The 26,408-nt window shown below is 67.6% G+C and carries 29 protein-coding genes; 12 read left to right on the top strand and 17 right to left on the bottom strand.

Annotation, left to right across the window (positions count from 1 at the left end; all coding sequences use genetic code 11):
* The first annotated feature begins 2 nt into the window (after window positions 1–2).
* The 3 genes from ACIPXZ_RS11160 (at window position 3) to ACIPXZ_RS11150 (ending at window position 2,163) form a co-directional block, all read left to right on the top strand.
* A complete protein-coding gene (locus ACIPXZ_RS11160; RefSeq protein ID WP_400593875.1) occupies window positions 3–617 on the top strand; it encodes a TetR/AcrR family transcriptional regulator in 615 nt (204 codons plus the stop codon).
* Entirely contained in the window at window positions 614–1,381 is a 768-nt protein-coding gene (locus tag ACIPXZ_RS11155; protein WP_400593872.1) for a glucose 1-dehydrogenase, read from the top strand. The genes ACIPXZ_RS11160 and ACIPXZ_RS11155 overlap by 4 nt, the downstream gene beginning before the upstream one ends.
* Before the next feature lie 128 nt (window positions 1,382–1,509).
* Window positions 1,510–2,163 (top strand): TenA family protein, encoded by a 654-nt coding sequence (locus ACIPXZ_RS11150; RefSeq protein WP_400593869.1) that lies wholly within the window; start codon window positions 1,510–1,512, stop codon window positions 2,161–2,163.
* A 37-nt stretch (window positions 2,164–2,200) separates the two neighbouring features.
* Here ACIPXZ_RS11150 and ACIPXZ_RS11145 read toward each other — a convergent pair whose 3' ends face one another.
* From ACIPXZ_RS11145 to ACIPXZ_RS11130, 4 genes are all read right to left on the bottom strand, one after another.
* Complete coding sequence (locus ACIPXZ_RS11145) at window positions 2,201–2,983, bottom strand: enoyl-CoA hydratase (protein WP_400593866.1); 783 nt, start codon at window positions 2,981–2,983, stop codon at window positions 2,201–2,203.
* A 10-nt stretch (window positions 2,984–2,993) separates the two neighbouring features.
* Window positions 2,994–4,115, bottom strand: coding sequence for an enoyl-CoA hydratase/isomerase family protein (locus tag ACIPXZ_RS11140; RefSeq protein WP_400593863.1), 1,122 nt, complete (start codon window positions 4,113–4,115; stop codon window positions 2,994–2,996).
* Window positions 4,116–4,180: 65 nt separating this feature from the next.
* Window positions 4,181–5,539 (bottom strand): MFS transporter, encoded by a 1,359-nt coding sequence (locus tag ACIPXZ_RS11135; RefSeq protein ID WP_400593860.1) that lies wholly within the window; start codon window positions 5,537–5,539, stop codon window positions 4,181–4,183.
* A gap of 29 nt (window positions 5,540–5,568) precedes the next feature.
* On the bottom strand, window positions 5,569–6,645 hold the full coding sequence (locus ACIPXZ_RS11130) for a C45 family autoproteolytic acyltransferase/hydolase (protein WP_400593857.1): 1,077 nt from the start codon (window positions 6,643–6,645) through the stop codon (window positions 5,569–5,571).
* 158 nt (window positions 6,646–6,803) lie between these two features.
* On the opposite strand from ACIPXZ_RS11130, the gene ACIPXZ_RS11125 reads away from it, so the two are divergent.
* Window positions 6,804–7,820 carry a LacI family DNA-binding transcriptional regulator gene (locus ACIPXZ_RS11125; protein ID WP_400593854.1) on the top strand — a complete coding sequence of 339 codons (1,017 nt, stop codon included), beginning with the start codon at window positions 6,804–6,806 and terminating at the stop codon, window positions 7,818–7,820.
* A 22-nt stretch (window positions 7,821–7,842) separates the two neighbouring features.
* Here the strand turns inward: ACIPXZ_RS11125 and ACIPXZ_RS11120 are convergent, their stop codons facing one another.
* The gene (locus ACIPXZ_RS11120; protein WP_400593851.1) at window positions 7,843–8,580 is read right to left on the bottom strand and encodes an ankyrin repeat domain-containing protein; all 738 of its coding nucleotides are present in this window, start codon (window positions 8,578–8,580) and stop codon (window positions 7,843–7,845) included.
* Window positions 8,581–8,599: 19 nt separating this feature from the next.
* Window positions 8,600–9,184, bottom strand: a complete 585-nt coding sequence (locus ACIPXZ_RS11115; RefSeq protein ID WP_400593849.1) for a heme-binding protein — start codon at window positions 9,182–9,184, stop codon at window positions 8,600–8,602.
* Between the two features lie 279 nt (window positions 9,185–9,463).
* Here ACIPXZ_RS11115 and ACIPXZ_RS11110 point away from each other — a divergent pair, with 279 nt between their 5' ends.
* The 4 genes from ACIPXZ_RS11110 (at window position 9,464) to ACIPXZ_RS11095 (ending at window position 12,899) form a co-directional block, all read left to right on the top strand.
* On the top strand, window positions 9,464–10,576 hold the full coding sequence (locus tag ACIPXZ_RS11110) for a sensor histidine kinase (protein ID WP_400593846.1): 1,113 nt from the start codon (window positions 9,464–9,466) through the stop codon (window positions 10,574–10,576).
* Window positions 10,573–11,193: a response regulator gene (locus ACIPXZ_RS11105; RefSeq protein WP_400593843.1), complete on the top strand. Its 621-nt coding sequence runs from the start codon at window positions 10,573–10,575 to the stop codon at window positions 11,191–11,193. The genes ACIPXZ_RS11110 and ACIPXZ_RS11105 overlap by 4 nt, the downstream gene beginning before the upstream one ends.
* Complete coding sequence (locus ACIPXZ_RS11100) at window positions 11,190–11,726, top strand: hypothetical protein (RefSeq protein ID WP_400593840.1); 537 nt, start codon at window positions 11,190–11,192, stop codon at window positions 11,724–11,726. Before ACIPXZ_RS11105 ends, ACIPXZ_RS11100 begins: the two co-directional genes overlap by 4 nt.
* A gap of 102 nt (window positions 11,727–11,828) precedes the next feature.
* On the top strand, window positions 11,829–12,899 hold the full coding sequence (locus tag ACIPXZ_RS11095; protein ID WP_400593837.1) for a VanZ family protein: 1,071 nt from the start codon (window positions 11,829–11,831) through the stop codon (window positions 12,897–12,899).
* Between the two features lie 50 nt (window positions 12,900–12,949).
* Here ACIPXZ_RS11095 and ACIPXZ_RS11090 read toward each other — a convergent pair whose 3' ends face one another.
* Window positions 12,950–14,086: an NADH:flavin oxidoreductase/NADH oxidase gene (locus ACIPXZ_RS11090; protein ID WP_400593834.1), complete on the bottom strand. Its 1,137-nt coding sequence runs from the start codon at window positions 14,084–14,086 to the stop codon at window positions 12,950–12,952.
* Window positions 14,087–14,162: 76 nt separating this feature from the next.
* Here ACIPXZ_RS11090 and ACIPXZ_RS11085 point away from each other — a divergent pair, with 76 nt between their 5' ends.
* The 3 genes from ACIPXZ_RS11085 (at window position 14,163) to ACIPXZ_RS11075 (ending at window position 17,391) form a co-directional block, all read left to right on the top strand.
* Window positions 14,163–14,969, top strand: a complete 807-nt coding sequence (locus ACIPXZ_RS11085) for an exodeoxyribonuclease III (RefSeq protein ID WP_400593831.1) — start codon at window positions 14,163–14,165, stop codon at window positions 14,967–14,969.
* Window positions 14,970–14,998: 29 nt separating this feature from the next.
* Window positions 14,999–15,889 carry a hypothetical protein gene (locus ACIPXZ_RS11080; protein ID WP_400593828.1) on the top strand — a complete coding sequence of 297 codons (891 nt, stop codon included), beginning with the start codon at window positions 14,999–15,001 and terminating at the stop codon, window positions 15,887–15,889.
* 167 nt (window positions 15,890–16,056) lie between these two features.
* Window positions 16,057–17,391: an MFS transporter gene (locus ACIPXZ_RS11075; RefSeq protein ID WP_400593825.1), complete on the top strand. Its 1,335-nt coding sequence runs from the start codon at window positions 16,057–16,059 to the stop codon at window positions 17,389–17,391.
* A gap of 9 nt (window positions 17,392–17,400) precedes the next feature.
* On the opposite strand, the gene ACIPXZ_RS11070 is transcribed toward ACIPXZ_RS11075, so the two are convergent.
* From ACIPXZ_RS11070 to ACIPXZ_RS11050, 5 genes are all read right to left on the bottom strand, one after another.
* Window positions 17,401–18,444 carry a LacI family DNA-binding transcriptional regulator gene (locus tag ACIPXZ_RS11070; protein WP_400593822.1) on the bottom strand — a complete coding sequence of 348 codons (1,044 nt, stop codon included), beginning with the start codon at window positions 18,442–18,444 and terminating at the stop codon, window positions 17,401–17,403.
* A 77-nt stretch (window positions 18,445–18,521) separates the two neighbouring features.
* Window positions 18,522–18,872, bottom strand: a complete 351-nt coding sequence (locus ACIPXZ_RS11065; RefSeq protein WP_400593819.1) for a hypothetical protein — start codon at window positions 18,870–18,872, stop codon at window positions 18,522–18,524.
* Window positions 18,869–19,726, bottom strand: coding sequence for a carbohydrate ABC transporter permease (locus ACIPXZ_RS11060; RefSeq protein WP_400593816.1), 858 nt, complete (start codon window positions 19,724–19,726; stop codon window positions 18,869–18,871). The genes ACIPXZ_RS11065 and ACIPXZ_RS11060 overlap by 4 nt, the downstream gene beginning before the upstream one ends.
* A 1-nt stretch (window position 19,727) precedes the next feature.
* Window positions 19,728–20,753 carry a carbohydrate ABC transporter permease gene (locus tag ACIPXZ_RS11055; protein ID WP_400593813.1) on the bottom strand — a complete coding sequence of 342 codons (1,026 nt, stop codon included), beginning with the start codon at window positions 20,751–20,753 and terminating at the stop codon, window positions 19,728–19,730.
* Window positions 20,754–20,860: 107 nt separating this feature from the next.
* Window positions 20,861–22,141, bottom strand: coding sequence for an ABC transporter substrate-binding protein (locus ACIPXZ_RS11050; RefSeq protein WP_400593810.1), 1,281 nt, complete (start codon window positions 22,139–22,141; stop codon window positions 20,861–20,863).
* A gap of 235 nt (window positions 22,142–22,376) precedes the next feature.
* On the opposite strand from ACIPXZ_RS11050, the gene ACIPXZ_RS11045 reads away from it, so the two are divergent.
* Window positions 22,377–24,005, top strand: coding sequence for a glycoside hydrolase family 13 protein (locus ACIPXZ_RS11045; protein WP_400593970.1), 1,629 nt, complete (start codon window positions 22,377–22,379; stop codon window positions 24,003–24,005).
* A gap of 86 nt (window positions 24,006–24,091) precedes the next feature.
* On the opposite strand, the gene ACIPXZ_RS11040 is transcribed toward ACIPXZ_RS11045, so the two are convergent.
* From ACIPXZ_RS11040 to ACIPXZ_RS11020, 5 genes are all read right to left on the bottom strand, one after another.
* Complete coding sequence (locus tag ACIPXZ_RS11040) at window positions 24,092–24,448, bottom strand: hypothetical protein (protein ID WP_400593807.1); 357 nt, start codon at window positions 24,446–24,448, stop codon at window positions 24,092–24,094.
* Window positions 24,449–24,616: 168 nt separating this feature from the next.
* Entirely contained in the window at window positions 24,617–25,225 is a 609-nt protein-coding gene (locus ACIPXZ_RS11035) for a hypothetical protein (RefSeq protein ID WP_400593804.1), read from the bottom strand.
* The gene (locus ACIPXZ_RS11030) at window positions 25,222–25,827 is read right to left on the bottom strand and encodes a DUF6286 domain-containing protein (protein ID WP_400593801.1); all 606 of its coding nucleotides are present in this window, start codon (window positions 25,825–25,827) and stop codon (window positions 25,222–25,224) included. The genes ACIPXZ_RS11035 and ACIPXZ_RS11030 overlap by 4 nt, the downstream gene beginning before the upstream one ends.
* A gap of 5 nt (window positions 25,828–25,832) precedes the next feature.
* Window positions 25,833–26,216: a hypothetical protein gene (locus tag ACIPXZ_RS11025; protein ID WP_400593798.1), complete on the bottom strand. Its 384-nt coding sequence runs from the start codon at window positions 26,214–26,216 to the stop codon at window positions 25,833–25,835.
* A complete protein-coding gene (locus ACIPXZ_RS11020) occupies window positions 26,213–26,404 on the bottom strand; it encodes a DUF2273 domain-containing protein (RefSeq protein ID WP_400593795.1) in 192 nt (63 codons plus the stop codon). Before ACIPXZ_RS11020 ends, ACIPXZ_RS11025 begins: the two co-directional genes overlap by 4 nt.
* Window positions 26,405–26,408: the final 4 nt, after the last annotated feature.

Genomic DNA, 26,408 nt, shown 5'->3' with positions numbered 1-26,408 from the left:
ACGTGGCACGGCGACCTCTGGACCAGGACGAGCTCCTGAAAATCTCCGAACACTGCGCGGACAAGTTCCTTCGCGGCGGAGAGACCACACCCACCGTCGCTGAACTGGCCGACGGTTCCGGGTTGTCCGAGCGGACCTTCTACCGCTACTTCCCCACCAAGGAGGACAGCCTCCGGCCCCTCTTCGACCACGGCAACCGGCTCTACGCCCAGGCCTTCGATGAACAACCCACCGGCACGGACTTCCTGTCCGCCCTCGAGGCCGCGTTCATCCTGACCCTGGAACGCAGTGCCAACTCGGCGTCCGTGCGCCTCATGGACATCGTCCTGAAAAGCCCGGCCCTTCGCCAGATCTGGCTGGAGGCCAGCTACCAGGCCTTCGGCGTCCTCCGCGCCCCGCTCGCCCGCCTGCTCGGCTCCGTCCCCGGATCGCTCGAAACCACGGTCGCCTGCGGGCAGGCCGTCGTCTTCATGCTCTCCGGGCTCGAACGGATGACGGTCCACGGGCTCAACGCCGGGGAGGCCGCCGCGGCGGTCGCCCACGCCACCGCGAATCTCACAGAAAACCATGCTCGACGGCGCCCTGCCGGCACCGCCGGAAAGGAATCCTCATTATGAACCTCCACGGCAAAGTCATCCTCATCACCGGTGCGGCCCGCGGCCTCGGCGAGGCGTTCGCACGCGACGTCGTCGCCAACGGCGGGAAAGTGGTCATCAGCGACATCCTGGACGACGCCGGCGCCGCACTGGCCACCGAACTCGGCGCAGAGAGCGCACTGTTCGTGCATCTGGACGTCACCGACCCGGCCTCCTGGGAGCGCGCCGTCGCCACCGCGGAAGCGACCTTCGGCAGTCTCACCGGTCTGGTCAACAATGCGGGCATCTCTGCTTCCGGGACCCCCGTGGCAGACGAGAGCCACGAGACCTTCCAGCGCATCATCGACATCAATCTGGTTGCCGTCCACACGGGCATCGCCTCGGTGGTCCCCGCCCTGCGCCGGGCAGGGGGCGGGTCGATCGTCAACATCTCCTCGGCTGCCGGACTGATCGGCATGGCCCTGACCAGCGCCTACGGTGCCGCCAAGTGGGGTGTGCGCGGGCTGACCAAGGTGGCCGCCGTCGAACTCGGCCGTGAGAAGATCCGTGTCAACTCCGTGCACCCCGGCATGGTGCTGACCCCGATGACCGCGCACACCGGCATCGTGGCGGCCGAAGGCGCCTTCCCCAACAACCCGTTCCAGCGTGTCGGCCGCCCGGACGAGCTGGCCGGAGCCGTGAGCTACCTGCTCAGCGACGCGGCGTCGTACACCACGGGTGCCGAGATCGCCGTGGACGGCGGCTGGACCGCCGGCCCCTCCACCGAATACATCATGGGCCAGTAACCCGAAAGCCCTCGCGAGAAGCCAGTTGAGCACAGTCATGCGGTCTGCGACTGTGCTCAACTGGCTTCTCGCGTCCCTCATTCCGGAGAACTGTTAGGCTCCCAGCTGACCATCCAGGAGGGAACACCATGGGCTTCGCCGAAGAACTGAGAAGCAGCTGCGCCGCGGACTGGGATGCGTCCGTCGGACACGAGTTCGTCGACCGGCTGCTGGACGGCAATCTCCCGGATCCTGTTCTGCGCCACTATCTGGTGCAGGACTACCAGTTCTGTGATGCATTCGCAGCCCTGCTCGGGCAGGCGGTGGCCTCGGCGCCGTCGCTGGCCTCCAGGCTGATGTTCGCGAAGGTGCTGGGCGCCTTCGCCTCGGACGAGAACAGCTACTTCCAGGACTGCTTCGACGAACTGGCCGTTCCGGACGTCGAGCGCGACGGGCCGGAGCTGACCGCGGCCACACGGGACTTCGATGCCCTGATGCGCAGTACGCTGGCGACTCGTTCTTACCCTGCTGTTCTCGCCGTGCTCCTGGTGGCCGAGTGGCTGTACGGGGACTGGGCGGCGCGCGCCGGCGACCCCGGCTCCTGGCCGGTCGCGCCGAAGCACGCCGAATGGATCCGGCTGCACAACAATCCCGAGTACAACGGCTGGGTGACGTGGCTGCGTGAGGAGTTCGACGCCGTCGAGCCCGTCGACACGGTGAGCCGCGCACGTGTGGCGGACACCTTCGCGGAAGCCATCCGCCTGGAGCGGGCCTTCTTCGATTCCGTGATGGCGGCGCGTTGAAGCGCTCTCCTCACGCGTGAGGTGAAACGGGAAAAGCTCAGCCCTGGTTGAATTCCGCCGGGCGCTTCTCCTGGAACGCGGCCATGCCCTCCACCTGGTCCGGGGTGCCGAACAGTGAGTGGAACAACCGGCGTTCAAACACCACGCCCTGAGCGAGGCCGGTCTCGAAGGCCGCGTTCACGGCCTCCTTGGCCATCATCGCCACCGGCTTGGACTTCGAGGCGATCACGTCTGCGGCGGCCAAGGCCTCCTCCAGCAGTGCATCGGCGGCCACCACCCGGGCCACCAGCCCGGAGCGCTCGGCCTCCGCGGCATCCATCATGCGGCCGGTGAGCACCAGGTCCATCGCCTTCGCCTTGCCCACGGCCCGGGTCAGCCGCTGGGAACCGCCCATGCCGGGGATGACACCCAGGTTGATCTCCGGCTGACCGAACCTGGCATTCTCCGCGGCGATGATCAGATCGCACATCATCGCCAGCTCGCAGCCCCCGCCCAGCGCGTAGCCGGACACGGCTGCGATCACGGGGATGCGCACCCGGGAGAGCTCCTCCCAGCCACGGAACCAATCGGCACGGTACATCTCCAGATGGTCCTTGGACGCCATCTCCTTGATGTCGGCCCCGGCGGCGAAGGCCTTCGGGGAACCGGTCAGGACGACCGCGCCCACCTCGGGATCGACGTCCGCCGCGCGGACGGCGGCCACCACCTCGTTCATCGTGGCCAGGTTCAGCGCGTTCAGCGCCTCGGGCCGGTTGAGTGTCAGGAGCGTGACGCGTCCGCGCCGCTCCACCAGGATGTTCTCCACACCTTCTCCTTGCATCGTGGCCGGATCAGCCGAGGGTCAAGTCGCCGCCGTCGGTCTCGCCGGGCTGGAACGGAGCGAAGTACGCCAGCACCAGTTCCTGGCTGACCTCGCTGAGGCTCGCATGTTCCCAGCGCGGGTTCCGGTCTTTGTCGATCACCTGGGCGCGAATCCCCTCACGCATGTCGTGCGAGGCCAGGCACCGCACGGCCACCCTGAACTCGTCCTTCAGGGCTTCCTCCAGGGTGCTCCGGGAATGCCGTCGCACCGCTTCCAGGGCCACGGCCACTGAGCGTGGGCACTTGCCCCGCAGACCGGCTGCAGCGGTCTGCGCCTCCTCGGCGGGGTGGGTCTCCAGACGGCTGAGGATCATCGCGGCCGAGGCGTCTCCGCTCAGCGCCCCCGAGTAGCAGTCCTCCACCCAGGACGCAGCGCCCTCGCCGCCGTCCGCTGCCGCGAGCCGCGCTTCGGGGGCGGCGTGCGTGAAGCGTGCGACGGCGTCGTCGGCCGTCTCGGTCTCCAGGAAGGTCAGGAACTCCGGCAGCTCCGCGGCCGGCACGAAGGCATCCGCGAGCCCGAGATGGATGGCATCGCCGGGACCGACATGATCGCCGGTCATGGCGGCGTGCACGCCCGCGGGACCCGCATGGCCGAGCAGCCAGGTGCCACCGACGTCGGGCACGTAACCGATGGTGACCTCGGGCATGCCCATGCGGGTGGACTCACTCACCACCCGGTGCGAAGCGTGCGCGGAGATGCCCACGCCGCCACCCAGCACCAGTCCGTCCTGAATCGCGACCACGGGCTTCGGATACCCGAAGATGAGCGAGTTCATCCGGAACTCGGCCCGGAAGAAATCGTGAGAGGCACGCTCACCGGCGACCACGTCGCGGTACATCGCGACCACGTCGCCGCCCGCGCACAGGCCCCTCTCACCTGCCCCGGTGATGACCACGTGCTCGACGGCGGAGTCGTCCGCCCAGAGGCGCAGCTGCGCGTCCACTGCGGCCACCATGTCGTGGTTCAGCGCGTTCACGGCGCGCGGCCTGTTGAGGGTCACGACGCCGGCGTGCCCCCGGCGTTCGAACTCCACCTCGGCGGTGGACAGGACAGGAAGGGCCGGCGACGTGCCGGTACTGGAAGGCTCCATGGCACTAGCTTGCCCGAAAGGGGCCGCAGAATCATCTGCGACCCCTTTTCCGGGAGGACCTGCTGTCAGACCGTGGCTCGGGGCGTCTCACCCAGTTCCGCCGTCGGCACCTTGTACGTCTCCCGGAGGCCGAGGACGCACAGGACGAGAACCAGGCAGGCCAGACCCGAGTAGAGCGCGATCCCGAGCGAACCGTGGTTGAAGGCGATGAACAGCGCCGTGGCGATGCTCGCCGCGGTGCCGCCGCCGAGCGCCGCACCGGTCTGATAGGTGGCGGAGATGGAGGAGTACCGGCTCTCCTTGGAGAACTGCTCACCCAGGAAGGCCGGGATGCAGCCTTGCGGCATGGCCATGAAGACGTTCACCAGGATGAAGGCGAGAGTGGACAGGAAGACGATCTGGCCGTCCACCAGGGGGAAGAACAGGAAGAAGAACACCGCGTAGATCACGGCGCCGCCGGCGATGACCTTCTTGCGCCCGATCCTGTCCGAGAGCAGACCCATGAATGGCGCGGCAAGCATGAAGGCGAAGGAACCGGCCACCTGGAACAGCAGGGACTGCGTGTCGGTGTAGCCGCGCTCCTCCGTGTACGTGACGGTGAACAGGGAGCCGATGTAGGCGATGGTGTTGTAACCGAAGGCGACCCCGATGGCCAGCAGCATCTGCTTGGGGTGCTTCCTGATGGCGGCCAGCAGCGGGACCCGCGGGGCCTGTTCCTTGTTCACCGACTCGTGCGGCATGCGGCTGCGGGCGATGATGCCCACCAGGACCAGGAGTCCACCCAGAAGGAATGGAACACGCCAGGCCCAGGCCGTCAGTTCGGACTCCGGCAGGAGCGTCATGAGGGTGAAGACACCGGTGCCGAAGAGGCTGCCGATGCCGATGCCCGTGCTCGTGAAGCTCCCCCACAGCCCGCGGCGGTTCTCCGGGGAGTTCTCGATGCCGAAGAGCGAGGAGCCGCCCCATTCACCGCCTGCCGCGAAGCCCTGGACCAGGCGCAGGATCACCAGCAGCACGGGGGCCAGCAGACCGACGTTCTGGTAGGTGGGGAGGCAGCCGATCAGGAAGGTGCTGCCACCCATGAGCAGCAGGGTCATGATCAGCATGGACTTGCGGCCGATGCGGTCACCGAAGTGCCCCACCACGATTCCGCCGAGCGGACGGACGATGAACCCTGCGCCGAACGCCGCGAAGGCGACGAGCGTGCCGGTCAGGCGGTCTGCCGCGGGGAAGAAGAGCGTGGGGAAGACCAAGGCGGCGGCCAGGCCGTAGACGATGAAGTCGTAGAACTCCAGGGCCGTGCCGAAGCCTGAGATGAAGAAGGTGCGCACCGCGGTGGTGGCTTGAGCGCCCAGCTTCGGGGCGTTGTTCGATGGGTCCTGGGGCGTCGCCGTCGACGCCGGGGAGGACTGGGTGTGGGACATGAGTCGATCCTTGCGAGAGGGAAGGTGTGTCAGAAACGGGCCAGGCCGTGCCGGGCGGCCTGATCGGGGCGACCGGCGAAGTAGTCCAGGCCGAAGCCTGCGACGTCGACGCCGATGGTCAGGAGGGTGCCCCACTGGTCGATGAGGGGCTTGGCGGTGTCCGGGGTCATGCAGATGACCGCATGCTCACCCTGGCCACCGCACGCGGCGCCGGCCCGCTCGGTCGGTGTCAGATCTGCGAGGGTGTTCCGGACGGCGGCGAGGTGCTGGTAGCGCTCGGCGGTGTTGGAGTCCGCCGGCATGGTGTCGCCTGCGAACAGTTCCGGATCCAGGAAGTGGTTGGTGTGGAAGAGCCAGCCGTCCTGGCCCGGCTGCACCGTGGCCAGGCCCGCCGGGGAGAGCTCGAGGCTGGCGGCGCGGGAACCGCCGTCGGCATCGAGTTCGAAGACCGTGAAAACGGTGGAGGCGCTGACGGTGGCGCTGCCCGCGATCCGCGCGGCGTCGTCCAGCGTGGACGCCTCCTCGAGGATGCGGCGGGCGATCGCGTGGACCGGCACTCCGCCCTGATCCGAGTCGGTGCGGTGGGACAGGATGTTGAAGTGCAGGCCCAGCCCCGCATCGTTGACGCCGATCTTGGCCGCAGTGCCGAACTCGGTGAACATCTTGACCTTGTGTCCGCTCTCCGCCACGAAGTCCAGGAGGAGACCGTCCGGTACCAGGAAGTCGTGCCAGTCCCAGGTCTGCATCGTCTCCGGGGCGCGCCCCGGCCCGACGAGGACGGCGGTGGAGCACTCACCCTCACCGCGCGGTGGTTCGGCGGCCAGGACTTCGGTGCGGGCGCCGACGGCGGCCAGCTTCCAGGTCTCAAGGCCGACGGCGTCGGCGATCGCCTCCGTCTCAGCGGCCAGACCGGGCGCCCATGCTGAGAGGGCGGCGTGGCTGGTCTCGGCGATCCGGCGGACGGTCTCCTCGGGGATCTTCAGAGCATCGAAGTGCATCAGGTACAGCTCTGCGATCCGGATGAAACGGTCACCGAACTCCGCTCCGAGTTCACGGCCGCGTTCGGCCGGGTCCTGGGTGATGGATGTTGCGGTGAAAAGTTCCATGGTTTCGTCCTCCAAGACGCCGTGTTCTGAGATGCAGATCACGTTAGGCAAGCAAAACGTTTTATGCAATCATGGTCCGGGCACCCTTTCACCAAGGCCGCTTGCGCGGGACATCGTGGCTGATGAGAGTGGGGGTGGAGAGCACGAAAGGACAGGTCATGGGACGTGGTCAGGGAGTCACCATCCGGGACGTCGCACGCCGCGCGGGAGTGTCCATCACCGCCGTTTCGCACGCCCTGAACGGCAAGGGAACCCTGAGCGAGGAGACCCGGGCCCGGGTGAAGGCGGTCGCGGACGAGCTCGGATACCAGGCCGACGCGTTCGCCCGTGGGATGCGCCAGGGCAGCATCGGAGCCATCGGGCTGGTGCTGCGCTCCCTCGACGCCCTGGGCGATTACACCCCGGCGGGAGTGGACGTGTTCGAGCGCTTCGCCGGGATCGTCTCGGCCCGGGCCCTGGCCAAGGGTCTGAGCATCACCCTGGTGCCGGACCTGACCCGCAGCCCCGTCCCGCCGCTCGCCTTCTCCATGGACGGCTACATCATCATGAGTCCGCACGAGGATGACCCGGTGGCGGCCGTGCTGGAACGCCGGGGCATCCCCTATGTGACCTATGGCAAGATCCCCGGCCGGCCCGAGTTCCCCCATTGGGCGTCCGAGGATGATCCGTTCGCCGCCCGGCAGCTCCTGAGCCATTTCGAAGCAGCCGGGGCGCGTCACGCGGTGTTGGTCTCCGGCACGGACACCAACGCGTGGAACCGGGACTTCCAGATCGAATACCGCGCCTGGTGCGCCGCGCACGGCATCACGCCACGGATCTACGAACAGTCCGAACGCTCCGGCGTCGACGGAGGAAGGGCCGTGGGCGAAGCGATCCTCGCCGACGGCGTTCCCGAGGCCGCGCTGTGCATGACGGGGCGCCACGCGGCCGGAGTGCAGCAGACGCTCCAAGCCGCCGGCGTCGGAGTTCCCGCTCAGACCATGATCGCCGCGGCGTCGGACTCGGAACACGCCCGCTCCAGCCGGCCGGCCATCACCGCCTTCGAGCTCAACCCGTCCCGCTGCGCCGACGAACTCCTGGAGATGCTCCAGCAACTCCTGGCCTCCGGCGTGGCGGAGGGACCTCGTCTCACCCGCGCCAGACTCCGGCCCCGGGCTTCGACGCGACGGGAATGACGCCCCTCCCGTGCGTCTCGTTTCAGTGCGTCTCGATGATCTTCGCGATCTCCGTGAACCCCGTCCGACGGGCGTTGTCCAGCGCGGTGCGCCCTTGCGGGTCCTTGATCCCAGGATCCGCCCCGGCCGCGAGCAACAGGCGCACAGCCTCCTGCTGGCGCGGTCCACCGGTGTTGAGCAGGATCGCCTCCTGCATGCCGGTCCACCCGAGATTGTTCACGTGATTCACCGGGACGCCTGCCGCGATCAGGATCCTGATGGTCTCCACATGCCCGTGCTCGCAGGCCGGGATGAGGGCCGTGCCACCGTAGCGGTTGGTGCTCCGCACCTCGGCGCCGGCCGCCAAGGTGAGACGCAGGACGTCGTTGAACCCCTCCGCCCCGGCGTACAGGAAGGCGGAATCCTGAATGGAGTCCTTGGCGTTGACGTCGCCGCCTTGAGCGATGAGCTGCCTCACCCGGGCCGGGTCGTTGGCTTTGGCGGCCCGGATGAGGTCCTGATCCAGCCGCGCACGCTCCGCCGGCCTCAACGCCGCCCGCGCGGCAGCGCGGGACTTCCCGGCATCGGCTGACGCGGCGGACGACGGCGTCGTGGTGCTGCTCATGGGCGGTGTCCCTTCCGTTCCGGACGACGACGGCGCCGGACCGCCCGCTGCGGGCGCCCCGCCGTCGTCCTTCACGTGCTCGGGCGCGCATGCGGCGAGGAGCCCGGCGAGCAGTGCCGCCAGGCTCCCCTTCAACACGGCGCCACGCGTAGGCATGGCTTCCATGATGCCTCTTCTACTTGCCCAGGATCGCTGCGGCACCGGCTGCCGCGCAGGACTCGTCGAGGGCGCCGTCCGGGGCCCCGCCGACGCCGATGCCTGCCACCGAGACACCGTTGACCTTCAGCGGGACACCTCCGGCCAGGAAGAGCGTGCCCGGCAGGTCCGCGATGGACGGCTTGCCGTTGCCGTTGATGCGGCCCGCGAGCTCGCTGGTGGGGGCGCCGAATGCGGCGGCAGTGTAGGCCTTCTGCTTGGATGCTTCGATGGTGTGCTCAGCAGCGTTGTCGCCACGGAGCACGGCCTGTACGGTGCCGAAGCGGTCCACGACGGAGACGGTCACGAACGGGAGCTTGTCACCGACGCACTTGGCGAGTGCGGCCTGGACAGCCTTCGCGGACGCCGTCGCGGACACCCGGTTCTGGGCTACGGTGGTGCCGGTTCCGGCCGGGATGTCGACGGTCTTCACGGCCGCCGGGGCGGCCTGAGCCGCGGCCTCGGGGGTCGCTCCCTGGCCGGCATTCGCCGCTGCCGTGATGCCGCCTGTGAGGACGAGTGCCGCCGCTGCGGCGCTGAGGATCTTGACGTTGCTCTTGCTCATGGCCATGGTGTGCCTTCTTTCTGAAGATCGTGTACCGGTGGTTGAGTCCGCAGGCCCGGCGTGCCGGGTTTTCCGATGCCACGGTCATCCCGTGTTCCGCTTGCCCGGCCTTCCAGAGGCCCGCGAACTCTTGATATCCATCCTTCCGGCGCCGCCTCCGCGGCACATCGGCTGTTCCGGCCGGGCTTTCTCATGCCTTCGGCGATCCGTCTCAGCCAAAAGGATGAGACGGATCGCCCCGGGGCTTTTCGTGTCGGGGACTCCTCGTAGAGTTGGCCCATGACCGACGGAATCCCGGCACCCATCCGCGAGCGCTATCTGGGCGTCGCGGTGCACTGTGGATTCGCCGTCCTCATGACGGCGTCCCTGATCCGTTACGTTCTCCGCCACGGCCCGTACGAGAGCGCTTCGGTCCTGGTCCTCGCCGCCGTGCTCTGCCTGCTGTACGTGGCCGCGGTACGGGCCCGCGGCACCGCCCAGGCCGTGGCCACCTGGGTCCTGGTGGCGGTCTGGGCCGTGCTGGTCATCCTGGCCCCGAGCTTCGCCTGGGGCGCTTTCGCAGTGTTCTTCGTCTGCCGGGCGGGGATCACAGGACGTCCCGCTGCACTGGCCACCGGGGTGACTGCACTGAGCACCGCCATCGGGCTGTTCAAACTCAGTGACTACACGGACATCGCGGCGCTCCTGGGACCACTCGCAGCGGCACTGGTGCTGACCTTGGTCTATGAACGGCTCGAGTCGGCGCTCTCGCGCCAGGCCGCTGCCGAGCGGACCGCCGGGACCATGGCGGAGCGTGAGCGGGTGGCCCGCGAAATTCATGACACCGTCACCCAGGGCCTGGCGAGCACGGTGCTGCTGCTCGAGGCAGCCGACCGGAAGGAGCGGCTCGGCCCGGAGGTCCGGCAGGCGACCGAGCAGCTCCGGGTCAATCTCGCCGAAACCCGGGGGCTGGTGCATGACCTGGCCGCCCCGCGGGAGGCCGAAGTGGCGTTGGAGGACGGCTTGGCCGACGCCGTGCACCGGCACGTGCCCGGCATGCGCGTGAGCATCACCGGCGTTCCACGGCCGCTGGCCGCCGAGGTCCGTCACGCCGTCGTGCGCATCGCCCAGAGCGCTGCGGCGAATGTGGAGCGGCACGCCTGCGCGACGGCGTCGAGCGTCACCCTGGGTTTCCTTCCGGGATCCGTGACCCTGGACGTGTTCGACGACGGCGTGGGCTTCCGCCCGGCGGACACTCAGGCGCCCGGTCCGGACGGCGGATACGGGCTGCGGGCCATGCGTCAGCGGGTGGAGCAGCTGGGCGGTACCTTTGCGGTGGAGTCCGCGCCAGGTGAGGGAACAGTGATCGGGGTCGAAATCCCGGCGGGCGATCGAGAGGGAGGAATCGCATGATCACGGTGCTGCTGGTGGATGACCATCTCGTCGTGCGGAGCGGATTGCGCGCGCTGCTGGGCACCCAGCCGGACCTGGAGGTGGTGGCCGAGGCCTCCTCGGGGGAGGATGGGCTCTCCGCAGCCTTGGAGCACGGGCCCGACGTGGTGCTCATGGACCTCGCCATGGGGCCGGGCATCGACGGGATCGAGGCGATCCGGCGGCTCCGGGCCGAGCGCCCGACGCAGGCCGTGCTGGTCTTCACCACCTACGATTCGGATGCGGACATCGTGCGGGCCGTCGATGCCGGTGCCATGGGGTACCTGCTCAAAGACGCCGCCCCGGATGAGATCTTCGCCGCCGTGCGAGGCTCGGCCAAGGGGCAGAGCCATATGAGCGCGCCCGTGGCGAGCCGGCTCTTCCAGCAGATGCGCAACCCCGACGAGGCTCTCACGCCGCGTGAAGCGGAACTGCTGACGCTGCTCACCCAGGGACTTTCCAACAAGGAACTCGGCCGGAAACTGTTCATCTCAGAGGCGACGGTGAAGACCCATCTGGCGCACATCTACGCCAAACTCGGCGTGGATTCGCGGGCCGCCGCGATCGCGAAGGCGTTGCGCAGGGAAGGCATGCGATGAGGCCCGTCGCCGAAGAGGTGCTCCGGCTGGTGCAGCGAAGGACCGGGCCGGTTCGTTTCCTGCTGTTCGCGCCCGGTCTGAGCGAGCACCCGGTCTCGGAGGCCGGGGAGGTTTTCACCCAGGCGTGCACGGATCTCGGGGAGGAGGCCTTGCTCCTGGGTGAGACAGCGCTGCTCTTCGCAGGGCTGCAAGCCCGGAACCTCTTCGCCCGTCGCGTGGAGAGTGTGGGTTTCCTGGTCACCGATCAGGCGGTGCACGTCAGGGACACCCCGTCGACGCCCGTCGAGGACTCTCCCGTGCGTGCGGTCGAGTTCGACTGGTCCGCCGCCCCGGCGGCAGAGGCACAGCGCGTCGTGCGTCAGGCGACCGCCACCTTCGACCGGAAGTGGGCGGAGACCCTGACCGACGCCACGGCGCTTCAGGAGGCGCTCGACGTCGTCCGCGAAGTGGTGGAAGTGATGCTGAAACGCGGCGCTGGGCCGGACGGCGGCCCCGGCCCGGATCCTTCCGCCGAGCTCGCTGATTGGTGGTGAGATCGCTCCCTCGGTGAGCGGCCTCGCACCGAAGCAGCGGGCTCGTGGCCCCGGTCACAGACCCCTCACACGGCCCCGCGCCCGGTGAAATACTCGTGAACCATGGGAGAGAACCAACTCGCGTCAGGGATCATCGCCATCGGGCTCGGCCTGGTGACAGGGGTACTCCTCTTCGTGCCCTTCGTCGCCGCCAGCTACCGGAGGCGGGGGCGGCTCACCCTGGGACGGGCCCTGCTGTGGGCCGCACTCGTGGTGTACTTCTGGGCGATCTGGACCTACACCCTGCTCCCCCTGCCTGATCCTGAGACGGTCCGCTGCGCCGGGGTCAATCTGCAGCCTTTCGGATTCGTTCACGACATCCAGGAATCGCTGTCCCGCTCCGGCGGGGGCCTGAGGAATGCCGTCACGGACACCGCGGTGCTGCAGGTGGCGTTCAACGTGCTGCTCTTCGCCCCGCTGGGATTCTTCATCCGGGCCTTGGGGTCGCGCGGGGTGCTCGTGGCAGGGCTGACCGGGCTCGGGGTTTCAGCCCTGATCGAATTCACTCAGCTGACCGGGGTCTGGGGACTCTACCCGTGCGCTTACCGGGTCTTCGACGTGGACGACCTGATGGCGAACACCCTCGGCGCCGTCGTCGGCTCGCTTGTGGCGCTGCCGTTCTTCCGTCGTCGAGAAGCCGCCGCAACCGCCGTCGCCCAGCCGGTGACGAAACCCCGGCGCCTTCTGGGGATGTTCTGCGATTGGCTGGGATTCACGCTCCTGAGCACCTCGATCACCGTCGGCATCCGCGCGTTCCTGCTGTACGTGATGGACGACCGGCAGGCGATGCTGGACGAGCACTACTCCGTGGGGATCGGCGCGGGCGTGACCTTCCTGCTCTGGCTCATGGTCACGCTGGTCAGCGGCAGGACCGTCGGCGACCACGCGGTGCAATTGGAGTACGACGGCGGCGCGCTCCCCCGCTGGGCGGCTCGGCTGCTGCGCTTCCTCGGCGGGATCGGCGGTTACGCGCTGCTGAGCTACTTCGGTTTCTTCGAAGCGTTGTTCGTGCTGGCGACGCTCGGGGCCTTGGTGTTCACCGAACGAGGCCGTGGTCTGCCGGGCCTGTTGTCCGGCCAGCGGGTCCGGGACGCCCGGGAGGACAAGACTCCCCTGGCGTCCGCGTCCCGCTGAGTCCGCTATCCCCTGCCGGGAAGGCCCTCAAGCAGCCGCCCGCCCTCATCTCACCAGTGCGCGCGCCAGTACTGCGGGGCGAACGGGGCGTCCTCGACGGTCTCACCCAGAGCCCGGGCGGCGAGGGCGGCCCACTCCGGCTCCTTGAGCGCCGCACGGGCGATCGAGACGCCGTCTGCCTGGCCGTTCACCAGCACCTGCTCGGCCTGCTGAGCCGTCGTGATCATGCCGACAGCGGTGACGAAGGCGTCGTTCTCCACGCCGCGCTCCAGCGAATCCGCGGCGAGGGCCTTCTTCACCTCATCGGCCAGTGCGATCTGATATCCCGGACCGGTCGGCCCATGGTAGGCCCCGATCCCGCCACTGGACAGGTCGAACACGGTCACTCCCTCGGCCCGCAACTCCACGGAGAGCCGAGCCGTCTCCTCGATGGTCCAGCCGTCCTCGACCCAGTCGGAGCCGGAGAACCGGACACCCAGAGGCTTCTCGGCCGGCCATGCCTCACGCACCGCGGCCACCACCTCGCGCAGGTACCGGGTCCGGCCCTCGAAGGAGCCGCCATAGGAATCGGTGCGGGTGTTCGTCAGCGGGGACAGGAACTGGTGGACCAGGTAGCCGTGCGCGGCGTGGATCTGGATGAAGTCGAAGCCGGCCGCCTCGGCACGACGCGCGGCCGCGGCCCAGGCCTGCACGGAGTCCTGGATCTCTGCCACGCTCAGCTCACGGGGCTCGGCCAGCCCGTGCACCGAGGTGACCGATGGAGCCACGGTGGTCCAGCCGCCGTCGTCGACCGGAACCGAACCCGTCAGCCCCTGGGACGCCCACCGCGGAATCCAGCCGTACGTGGAGGCCTTGCCCCCGGCGTGCGCGAGCTGGACACCCGCCGCGGCACCCTGGCTCTTGATGAAGGCGGTGATCGGCTTGAAGGCCTCCACCTGTTCGTCGTTCCACAGGCCGAGGTCCTCGGGCGAGATCCGCCCCTCCGGCACGACGGCGGTGGCCTCCGCGATCACCATGCCGAAGCCACCCGCGGCGCGCGCACCCAGATGGACCAGGTGCCAGGGCGTCGGCACGCCGTCACGGGCGTCCACCGAATACATGCACATGGGGGCGAGGAAGGTCCGGTTGCGCAGCGTGAGCTGGCCGGACGGGGCGGACAGGACGGCTTCAGTGAAAAGTGTGCTCACGCTTCTCGGCAACCCCGGGTGGGTGCAGCATATTCCGTGGCCTGTAACTGTCGGCCCGCTTTGATAGCTTGGGAGCGTGAAGATCGCCACCTGGAACGTCAACTCCCTCCGCGCCCGTGCCGACCGCGTCGAAGCCTGGCTGGAACGCAGCGACTGCGATGTCCTGGCCATCCAGGAGACCAAGTGCAAAGACGAGAACTTCCCCTGGGAACTCTTCGAGCGCATGGACTATGAGGTGGCGCATTTCGGTTTCAGCCAGTGGAACGGCGTCGCCATCGCCTCCCGGGTAGGCCTGGAGGACGTGGAGCGCACTTTCCCCGGCCAGCCGGAGTTCGGCAAGGGCGGGGTGAATCCGGAGCAGGAGGCCCGCGCCATCGCCGCCACCTGCAACGGAGTCCGCATCTGGAGCCTCTACGTGCCCAATGGCCGCGCCCTGGATGATGAGCACATGCCGTACAAGCTGGAGTGGCTGGACACCCTGAAGAACGACGCCGAGGGTTGGCTCGCCGCCGATCCGGCCGCCCAGATCGCCCTCATGGGCGACTGGAACATCGCACCTCAGGACGACGATGTCTGGGACATCGACTACTTCATCGAGGAAGGACTCACCCACGTCTCGGAGCCGGAGCGCACAGCATTCCGGGCCTTTGAAGAAGCCAGCTTCACGGACGTGGTCCGCCCGCTGAACCCCGGCCCCGGCGTCTACACCTACTGGGACTACAAGCAGCTGCGCTTCCCCAAGAAGGAGGGCATGCGCATCGACTTCGTCATGACCTCCCCCGCGCTGACCTCGCGCGTCAGCGGCGCCGTGATCGACCGCGAGGAGCGCAAGGGCAAGGGCGCCAGCGACCATGCCCCGGTCATCGTCGAGCTCACGGACTGATCCGTGTCCCCTGCGGATCCGGGAACACCATGACCCTGTACGACTCCCCCACCGGATTCCCGTACACCTCCAGCCTCCGCGCCTACCAGCCCCTGGAGGCTTTCAGCGCGGCTCAACGCCGCGCCATCGTGGCTCAGTTCGGTGCGCTGGACGCGGATGCACCCACGACGCCGGCGGGCCTGCGGGCATTGCGTGACGACGTCGAGCGCCGCGAGATGCGCTCCTCCCTCCACCGCCTGCTGCGCAAGCCCAATGACCCCTACCCCGGCAGCCGGGCGGAGCTCGCGCGGGTGATCGCCGACCCAGCCGAGCGGGGCGCCCTGCTCTACTGCCCCAATCAGGCCGTGCTGCGGGCCGCCCTCGCGGCGGAGGAACTCAGCGACGGTTCGAGTGCCGAGAACCTGCGCAGGATCGTGCCGACCGACGCCACGGAACGGCATCAGGCGCGGCTGAAAACCTTGGTGGACTCCGGTGTGGTCGATTCGGATCTGCTGTTCACCCGGACCGCGACCTGGGGCGTGCCCTTCGCCTGGTTCATCTTCTTCCACGAAGGAGACCGCCAGGAGATGCTCAATCATGGGGATGGAAGCATCGCCACGCTCCGGCAGTACATCCCGGTCCTGGAAGCGATCAGCCGTTCCCGGTCCCTGGTGGCTGCCCTCTCGCTCAGCGCCCCGGAGCTCGACTTCTTCGAAGAGATGGCGCGCGTGGTGAGCTGGCTGGAACGGTTCAGCCCTCGCAGCGTCCTGGAACTGGACTACGGCGCCCTGGCGGACAAGGTCTACCCGGACGATTCCCCCACCGATGTGCGCCTGGGTATCGAATGCCTGGCCGAAGGGGACATGACGGGCGCAGCCGCGGCGTATCAGCGGCTCGTCACCCGCTGGATGCCGTTGCGGCACCTGGGCCGCGCCAGCTGAGACTCCCCCCACGCTGAGGTTCCCCACGCCGAGCCTCCGGGGCCGGCACGCACACCGATACCCCCTGTGATTTATCCCACAAAGCCGGTACTCTCTGGTATTACAAAACGAACTGTCGGTCAGTAAAGATTGGCATCTCGCGGTCTCACCAGCTGAACGGAGTACCCATGCCCTCTCCCACCTCGACGGCATCCGCGCCTACGACTCAGATGTCCTCCGAAGAACGGAGGGTCCTGGCGGGCACCCTGGTCGGCACCACCATCGAGTGGTACGACTTCTTCATCTACGCTCAGGCGGCGGCCACCGTCCTGGCGCCTCTCTTCCTGGCCCCGCTGTCCGCCGAGAACCCGGGCCTCGCCCAGGTCATCTCCTTCGCGACCATCGGGATCTCCTTCCTCTTCCGTCCTCTCGGAGCGATCGTCGCGGGCCACCTCGGGGACCGTTTCGGCAGGAAGAAGATGCTGGTGTTCACCCTCATCCTCATGGGCCTCTCGACATCGCTGATCGGGGTCCTGCCCACTTACGCGCAGGTCGGCATCACGGCGCCGATCCTGCTCGTGCTCCTGCGGCTCATCCAGGGATTCTCCGCGGGCGGCGAATGGGGCGGAGCCGCCCTGATGGCAGTAGAGCACGCGCCCACGAACCGTCGGGGCTTCTTCGGCGCCTTCCCACAGATCGGCGTCCCGGCGGGCATGATCCTGGCCACCGCCACACTGTGGGTCCTGACGAGCGTCATGGGACCGGCCTTCCAGGAATGGGGCTGGCGGATCCCCTTCCTGCTCTCGATCGTCCTGATCGTGGTGGGATATCTCATCCGGCGGGCCGTGGAGGAAAGCCCGGTGTTCAAGCAGCTTCAGGAACGTCGTCGTGAAGCATCCGCGCCGCTGGGCCAGCTCTTCCGGCACAACACCAAAGAGGTTCTGCTCTCGGCCGCGATCTTCATCGCCAACAATGCCGCCGGATATCTGCTCATCGCGTTCTTCGCCAGCTATGCCATGAAAGCCCTCCGGATGGACCAGCCGTCCGTGCTCCTCGTGACCGCCCTGGCCTCCTTCGGCTGGCTCGGTGCCACACTGTGGGGCGGCTGGCTCTCCGACCGGATCGGCCGGGTGCGCACCTTCCAGATCGGTTACAGCGCCCTCGCGCTCTGGGCCGTGCCGATGTGGTTCCTCATCGACACGAAGAGTCTGCTCTGGTACTTCGTGGCGCTGTTCGTCATGACGCTCGGCCTCGGCCTGAGTTACGGGCCGCAATCGGCCCTCTACGCGGAGATGTTCCCGGCGAAGGTCCGCTATTCAGGGGTCTCCATCGGCTACGCCCTGGGAGCGATCCTCGGTGGGGCCTTCGCCCCCATGATCGCCGAGATGCTGATGAACCATTTCAAAGCGTCCTGGACCATCGGCGTCTACATCGCGCTCGCCTCGCTCGTCTCCCTGGCCGCCGTCTCGCTCGTCAGGGAGACCCGTGGAGTCGATCTGGGGGTCGAGCCGCAAACGGTCTAGGCCTGCGCGTCAGGACACGGCCGACGTCGTGTTCCTGACGCGCAGCTCGAACTCCGCCCGCACATCGTGGACCGAGCCCGCTTTGCCCGCGAGTTCATCCAGGAGCATCTGCGTCCCCAGCTGCGCTTGGGCCACCGGGTCCTGAGCCACCGTCGTCAGGCCCATGACCTGGGAGAACTCGTGGTCGTCGATGCCGATCACGGAGAGCTCCTCCGGGACCCGGACACCTCGCCGCCGGGCCTGAAGCACCACGCCCATGGCCATCTCGTCCGAGGCGCACACCACCGCGGTGGGCTTCGGCCCCGGCCGGTTCCACAGTTCATCGAAGGCGTCCGCACCGCTGGCCAGGGTGAAGTTCCCGCGCACCTCCCATTCCGGATGGAATCCGCTCCCGTGACGCTCCAGCTCACCCCGGAAGCCGTCCAGACGGAGGATCGGCACCTGGAAGTTCAGATCGGTGTCGTCGTCCTCACCGTGCACGATCCCGATGTCCCGGTGGCCGAGCTCCAGAAGGTGACGGGTGGCGAGCGCCGCAGCAGCGACGTCGTCGATTCCTATGCTCGGGCAGTCCTCCACCGGCCCGCCCACGGCCACCAAGGGGATGTCCAGGCGGCGCAATTCCTCGATCTCCTCCATGGAGAGGGCCAGGCACAACACCAGGAGGGCGTCGATGTGCTTGGCGACCATCGTCTTGGTGAAGGTCCTTTGACGCTCAAGAGTCCTGCTGTCCAAGCTGAACAGCGACAGGTTGTACCCCTGACGGTGAAGCTCGCGCTCCACGCCCTCCAGCGCCTTGTAGAAGAACCAGCGGTCCACATAGGGGGTGAGGACACCGATCGTCCGGGTCTTGCCGGTGGCCAGGCCGGATGCCGCAGACGACGCCACGTAGCCCAGTTCGGAGGCGACATCGAGGATCCGCTGGCGGGTCTTCTCGGAGACCCGGGGCAGGCCACGAACGGCCCGGGAGACGGTCGCGGTCGACACCCCCGCCTTCTTGGCGACATCCTCGATACTCACGCCGTGGTGCCCTCCGCGGGCAGCGCGCACAGCCATGCCAGTCACACTCCTCAGCTACCCCCGCATCAAGAATTGAACCATGCACTCCCTGTGGGATCCCATTCGGCAGCGCATCACCCCCTGTTGCGACGACCCATGACCCGTGAGGGAAGCCGACGGCGCAGCCGGATCAGGCCCCAGAGCAGCAGCACCGCGGCCAGGAGGCCGAGTGCCCAGCCGAGGGCTGGGCCTCCCGTGACCTCCGTCCAGACGGTCACGACGAACAGCACCAGCGTCCAGAAACCGAGCATTCCGAGGACGATGTCCAGGTCTTCGGCACTGCGCATCAGCCGGCGGCTGGGCTTCGGCGCAGCTTCCTCCTCTTCCGGCCAGCGGTTCCGGTCCTGCTCTGTGGACGGTTGCCCGCCGCGGACGACGGCGGCGCGGCGGCCGTCGTCGTCCGCGATGGAAGGATGTCTGCTCACTTGACCGCACCCGCAGTGAGGCCGGCCACGATCTTCTTCTGGAAGATCAGCACGAGGATGACGAGGGGAATCGTCACCACGGTGCCCGCGGCCATGACGGCCGTGTACGGCTCCTGGTGGGGTTGCGCCCCGGCGAAGGAGGCGATGGCCACGGTGACGGTCTTGGTCGCGTCGGAGGAGAGCTGATTGGCGATCAGGAACTCGTTCCAGGCTCCGATGAAGGTCAGGATGGCGGTGGTGAAGGTCGCAGGTGCGGCGAGCGGGAGGATGATCTTCCGGAACGCCTGGCCTTGGGTGCAGCCGTCGATCCGGGCTGCCTCCTCCAATTCCCAGGGCATCTCACGGAAGAACGACGTCAGCGTGTAGACGGCCAGGGGAAGCGAGAAGGAGATGCTCGGGATGATCAGGGCCTGGTAGGTGCCCATCCAGCCGAGGTTGGTGAACAGCTGGAACAGCGGGGTGATCAGGGCGACGCCGGGGAACATCGAAGCGCCCAGGATGAAGCCGAGGACCAATTCCTTGAAGCGGAACTTCAGGCGGGCCAGGGCGTAGGCCGCGAAGACACCGACGAGCAGCGAGATCACGGTCGTGATGCCGGCCACGATGAGGCTGTTGAGCAGGTTCCGGGCGAAGTGATTGCCCAGGGACTCGTCGAACACGGTACGGAAGTTGTCGAAGGTGACGTGGGTGAAGAACGGCGTGGGGTCGAAGGTGTAACCGACGTCCCGGAAGGCCGTGACGATCATCCAGTAGAACGGCAGCAGGCACCAGATGAGGATGACGACGGCTTGCACGTAGGTGCGGGCCGGTGCCCAGGAGAAGGCACGACGGCGCGTGGCTGTTGTGGTGCTCATGTCACTTCTTCCTGGGGTTGGTGGATTCGACGGCGTTGGCGCCGAGGAAGCGGACGAAGATGAAGGCGACCAGGAAGATCGTCAGGAAGGTGATGGTCGATAGCGCCGACGCGGCATTGAAGCCCTGCCGGATCTGCTGCACCACCAGGATGGAGAGCGTGGTGGTGTTGTTGGCTCCACCGGTCATGATGGCCGGGAGGTCGTACATGCGCAGGGCGTCCAGTGTGCGGAACAGGATCGCCACCATGAGTGCCGGCTTCACCAGCGGAAGGGTGATCAGTGTGAAGCGCTTCCACGCCCCCGCACCGTCCACCTTGGCCGCCTCGTAGACCTGCTCAGGGATGAGCTGGAGGCCGGCAAGGATCAGCAGCGCCATGAACGGGGTGGTCTTCCAGACATCGGAGATGATGATGGCCCACCGGGCAGGCCACTCGGAACCGGTCCAGAGGATCTGGGTCCCGAAAACGGTGTTGATGATGCCGTCGAAGGCGAACATGAAGAAGAACAGCTTGGCCGTGACCGCCGTGGGAATGGCCCAGGGCACCAGCACGGAGGCGCGCAGCAGGCTCCGGCCCTTGAAGGCCCGGGCCATGATGATCGCCATCCAGAAGCCCAGCACCGTTTCGAGGGCGACCGTGATGACGGTGAAGAGGAAGGTGGTCCCCATGGCGCTCCAGAACTGGGAGCCGAGGGTGCCGGGCGGACAGTTTTCCGTTCCACACTGCTGCAGGATCCAGTGCGCATAGTTGTCGACGCCGGCGAAACCGCCTTGTACGAAGAAACCGGTGGCCTTGTCCAGACCGGCGTCCTTCTGGAAGGACAGAACGATGGCGTTGATGATCGGGTAGACGATCACGACCGCCAGCAGGATCAGCGTGGGGGTGAGTAGGGTGTAGGCCCAGCGGCCCTGGGTGACTTCGCGACGGTCGGCGCTTTCCGCGCCCGCCTTACGCGCGCCGCGTCGTGGGCCTCCGGGCCCTCCTCCGGCGCTGGCGTCCCGCGTCTGCGAGGGGACGTCTGTGGACATGGTGACTCCTCTGAATGATCTTCCCCTGGTGTTGCGATCCGCGCCGGGGCGCGGAGTCCGGTGGTGGGCCCACCCGGGGGCGGGCCCACCACCGGAACCGTCAGGCGCTAGTGCCCGGCCGCATCGATGGCGGCTTGCATATCGCTCAGGGCCTGATCAACGGACTTGTCACCCTGGAGGGCGGCGTAGGTGTTGTCCTGGACGGCCTTGGTGACCGCCGGGTAGTACGGCGTCACAGGACGCGGCACAGCGTTCTCGATCGAGGTCAGCAGGGTCGGCATGTACGGCAGCTTGGCCGTGATGTCGGCGTCCTTGTAGAGGGCGTTCGTCACGGGGGCGAGGGAGCCCTTCAGAGCGAAGAACTTCTGCTGGTCGTCCTGGAGCAGCCACTGCGCGAAGTCATGCGCGGTCGCCTTGTGCTTGGAGTAGACGCTCACAGCAGCGCTGTGACCACCCAGGGAGGAAGCACCGGGGCCGTCCTTGCCGGGCAGCGGGGCGACACCGAAGGTGTCCTTGACCTTGGAATTGCCGTCGGTCTTCGCGAGGTTGTAGACGTACGGCCAGTTGCGCAGGAAGAGCAGCTGTCCGGCTTCGAACGCGGCGCGCCCCTGCTCCTCCTGGTAGGTGGTGGCCTGCTTCGGGATGTTGCCGCTCTTGTAGGCGTCCACCAGCTTGGAGAGTCCGGTCTTGGCCTCCGGGGAATTCACGGCGGCCTTGCCCTGGTCATCGACGATCTTGCCGCCGAAGGTGTTGATGGCCTCGGCCGCGTTGACCGTCAGGCCCTCGTATTTGGCGAGCTGACCGGCGTAGCAGCTCATATTGTGCTGCTTGGCGATGGAGCACATGTTCATCATCTCGTCCCAGGTCTTGGGAGGGTTGGGAACGAGATCCTTGCGGTAGTACAGGAGTCCGCCGTCGGAGGAGACCGGTACGGCGAAGAGGGTGTTGTTGTACGTGGCGGCCTTGACGGTGGCCGGGAGCAGCGTGCTCGTGTCCACCTTCATGCTGTCCTTGAGCGGCTGAAGCCAGCCCTTGGCGGCGAACTCCGCAGACCAGACCACGTCGACGGTCACGACGTCGTAGTCGGCCGACTGACCCTGGAAGTGCTGCACGAGGTCGTCATGCTGCTGATCGGCGTTATCGGTCTGCTCCTTGAGCGTGACCTTCTCGTTAGGATGTGCCGCATTCCACCGGTCGATCGTCGGCTGCCAGACACCGGAGTTGTCCTTGCCGGTGACGAAGGTGATGGGGCCGCGGCTGTCCAGATTCTGCGAGGCCGCGTCGCCACCGCCGCCCGATCCGCCGGTGCTGCCGCCGCCACAGGCGGTCAGCGTGAGAGCCAGCACGGCGACGGCGGCGGCTGGCGCGAGGAATTTACGTGGTTTCATTGCAGATGACTCCTCAGTGAGCGAAGCACTTCATCCCTGACGGGTTGATGTTGCGCAGATCACATTAGTAAGCTTGCACGGCAGTATGCAAGCGTTTACGCAAAATCGTTAGAAAGGACTTCCCGTGCCGCAGACAGCACCCGGACCCCATGAGCCGCGCGTCCCCACCTGGTGGTCTGACGCCGTGGTCTACCAGGTCTACCCCCGCTCGTTCGCGGACGGGAACGGAGACGGGATGGGCGACATCCCCGGCATCACTCAGCAGCTGCCCTACCTGCGGAAGCTGGGGGTCGACGCCGTATGGCTGAGCCCGTTCTACAAGTCTCCCCAGGCCGACGCCGGCTATGACGTGGCGGACTACCGTCTGGTGGATCAGCGTTTCGGCAGCAACGAAGACTTCGACCACATGCTCGAGACCGCCCACGGACTGGGCCTGAAGGTCATCGTGGACCTGGTCCCCAACCACACCTCGGATGAGCACGCCTGGTTCCAGGAGGCCCTTGCCGCAGCGCCGGGATCCCGCGAACGCGAGCGCTACATATTCCGCCCCGGCAAAGGCGAGAACGGGGAGCAGGAGCCCAACAACTGGAACTCGATCTTCGGCGGGCCGGCCTGGACGCGCACCACCAACCCGGACGGCACGCCCGGCGAGTGGTACCTCCACCTGTTCGACACCAAGCAGCCGGACCTGAACTGGGAGAACGAGGAGGTCCGGGAGGAGATGCGCTCGGTCCTCCGCTTCTGGCTGGACAAGGGTGTCGACGGCTTCCGCGTCGATGTGGCACACGGCATGATCAAGGCGAAGGGTCTGCCCGATTGGGAGGGCGCCGCCGCCATGGTGGAGGGATCGATCTCCGAAGGGGAGGCGACGCACGAAAGCCCCGGAGGGAGCGGTCAGGACCTCTCCAAGGCACCGTTCTTCGACCAGGACGGCGTCCACGAGATCTACCGCGACTGGCATCAGCTGCTGGCCGAGTACTCCGGCGACCGCATGCTGGTGGCCGAAGCCTGGGTCGAGCCCGCCGAGCGTCTGGCACGCTACGTCCGCCCGGACGAGATGCAGCAGGCCTTCAACTTCGACTTCCTGCTGGCCGGCTGGGACGCCGAACGGCTCGCGCACTCCATCGACAGCTCCATCGAGGCCGTGGCCGCCGTCGGCGCCCCCGTCACCTGGGTGCTGAGCAACCACGACACCGTCAGGCATCCCAGCCGCTTCGGACTCAAGGACCCGACCACCTTCCCCAAGGGGATCGCCGCAGAGGATGAACAGCCGGACGCGGCACTGGGGCTGGCCCGGGCACGGGCCGCGACCCTCGTGGAATTCGCGCTGCCGGGTTCCGCTTACGTCTACCAAGGCGAGGAGCTCGGGCTTCCGGAACACACCACGCTTCCCGCCGAGGCCCGCCAGGATCCGGCGTTCTTCCGCACGGGCGGCGCCGAGCGCGGCCGGGACGGCTGCCGCGTCCCGCTGCCGTGGACGGCGAGCGCTCCGGGTTACGGTTTCAGCCTCAACGGTCCCCAGGACGGCGCGCAGCCGTGGCTGCCACAGCCCGCAGCCTTCGCCGACCATGCCGCGGACGTGCAGGACGGCGTCGACGGCTCAACGCTTGAGCTCTACCGCGCGGCGCTCGCCTTCCGCCGGGAACACTCGCTCGGGCGGGGCTCACACCTCTGGTCGGCGGCGCACAACCCGGAGCGCGGCGTGGTCGCGTTCCTCAACAACGGGGTTCTGGTGCTGACCAATATGAGCGAGGCCGGCATCGCTCTGCCGTCCGGGTTCGCGCTGGTGCTGTCCAGCGCCCCCGTGCAGGACGGCCTGCTGCCCTCCGACGCGACCGCGTACCTGGTCCCTGAGAAGGCCTGAACCGACTGACGAGGAACACACTGCGGCCCCGGAGGAGAACCCTCCGGGGCCGCAGTCGCGTCACCGCCCAGCGGTGACCGTTCGTCTTACTTGTCGCCCTTGAAGAAACCGGCGATCTTGGCTCCGAGGCCCTTCGCGTTCTCGACGGCGTCCTCGGTGAAGTTCTTCACGTTCTCGGCGGCGTCCTCCGCGAAGTCCTTCACGTTCTCCGCGGCGTCTCCGGCGAAATCCTTCACGTTCCCCACCGCGTCCTCGGTGAAGTTCTTCACATTGCCTACGGCGTCGTCCACGAAATCACGTGCGCCCTCGGGGGCGTTCTCAGCAGCCTGATCGGCGACGTTCTGCACGGTCTCGCCAGCGGACTGCGCAGCGTTCTGCGCTGCCTCACCGGCGTTGTCGGCGGCATTGTTGAATTCCTCTGCGCCCGGAATGTTCTCACTCATGATGACTCCTGCGTTGTGGATGGCTGGGCAGACGCACGACGGCGGCCGCCCCGGTCACGGGTGTTCCCACCATCACGCTAGGCGGCGCACCCGTTTCAGGGCAAGGGCGGCAATGCGACGGACGGCCCGAAGTCATCCAGCGACACACCGGCGAAGCCGGCCCCAGGCTCAGCGGACCCGTTCCTCCCGGGTGAACATCGCACGGGTTCCCGAACCGAGGTGGAGCAGGACGGGCGTGTGCTGCCCGATCATCGCATCCATGCTCCGCAACAGAACATCCACGTCCTGCACGAGTTTCTGAGGCGACGCCCCCTTGCGCGGGTACAGGCGCACCCTCAACGCCGTCGTCCCCCGGTACTGATACGTGCCCACCTGAAGCCCCAGCAGGTCACCTCGTCCGGCGAGAGCCGAACGCAGCAACTGCTCCGCGACGTTCCCGCTCACGGTCACGTCGCCAGGGGTCGGAGAATCATCCGGACGGTCCACCAGAAGGCTGGAGCGCCCCTGGCCTTGCCCGGAGATCCAGCGCACCGTCACCACCAGGACCACCAGCAGCAGGACGACGACCATGACGTAGACCCAGCTGCTGCCGGACATGAGCGGCATGGCCTCGTAACTCTTGTGCAGCCACTGTGCCCAGTGCCGACCCACGCTGCGCCAGGCACGGGCTGCCGCGGGGACGAAGGTGATGACCATCAGGCCGAGACCGACGACGAGGAGCAACAGGCCGAAGAGCCCGGTGAAGAAGCGGTTCAGCCCGCGCGGCGTACCGTTCATGCGCCCACCACCCCGGTGGCGGCGATGTTGACGGTCACGGCGGGACGGGGTGCGAGACCCATGGCGTCCAGCTCGTCCGTCACCGCCCTTTCGACGGCATCCGGGGTGACCCGGAGGCCGGAGGTCGGGCGGACATTGACCACCACGTGGGCACGGGCGACGGTCACCATGACCTGCGCGGGAGAGACATTGGCTGCCAGACGTGCCCGACGGGCGAGCGCGGAGGCGATGACCTCGTCATCCACGACCACGGCCAGGCCCTCGTGAGGCAGGGCGTGACGCGCCCTGCGGCCGGGAACGACGGCACCGAGCAGGAAGAAGAGGCCGATCATGGCCAGCACGGCACCGCCGAGTGCCAGGACGGGTCCAGGACCGGTGCCGGGCAGACCTGCTACCCAGTCGAGAGCCTCGTCAGGGTCGATGAGCCAGCCGGGCAGACGGAAGAGCGCGAGGACGGCCTCGAGTAGAAAGTAAATGCAGAGGATGCTGACCAGGACGCCCGCCAGCAAAGACACGCCGGAACGGGACGGCGTGAGCTCACGTTTCGTCACCTCATCCAGGAAACGCCGCTCCTCTTCCGGAGACCGGGGCTGAATCGTCACTCCGCTCACCTCACCCTTCCTGCGGTCCGCTGAAGGACGCCCGAGACCCGGATGTCCACTCTGCTCAGTTCGGAACCGCTCAGCTGCATGACCCGGGCCCGGATGGCCTCCTTGGCACGCACCGCACGCTCGTGAATGCTGCCGCCGGAGGCCGCCAGGGCCTGCGGGTCACGGATGATCTCGGACAGTCCCGGCATACCGAGCGGCGTGACGAGGCTCAGGGCGAGCAGGCCGTCGTCGTCCCTCCAGTCCACCCGCACCTCATGCGCCGGCACGTCCAGGACTTCCGCGCAGGCGGCCTTCGCTAGGCTGGTCAGAGCCTGGTTGCTGAAGCGGTTGTGGCCGGCCAGAACACGGCCGGCCCCTTCCTCTGCGACGACTCCGGTCATGAGGAGGAGCGCCGTCCCGTCAGGGCGTCCAGGACCCGGCGCAGGTCGATCCGCCCGTCCACGGCACGGCCCAGGAGGGCGCCCAGACCCATGAAGACGATGGAGACCACGAAGCCCCACCACCCGAATTGGAAGGACATGAAGGCGAGGAAGGCACCGATGGCGATGCCGCTCAGGGTGTGGTTCATGGTG

Origin of the sequence: Arthrobacter sp. NPDC090010 (assembly GCF_044748305.1) — a bacterium.
Classification (GTDB): Bacteria; Actinomycetota; Actinomycetes; order Actinomycetales; family Micrococcaceae; genus Arthrobacter_E.
Note: the sequence above shows the minus strand (reverse complement) of the source record. Positions and strands in the feature narration are given on the sequence as shown.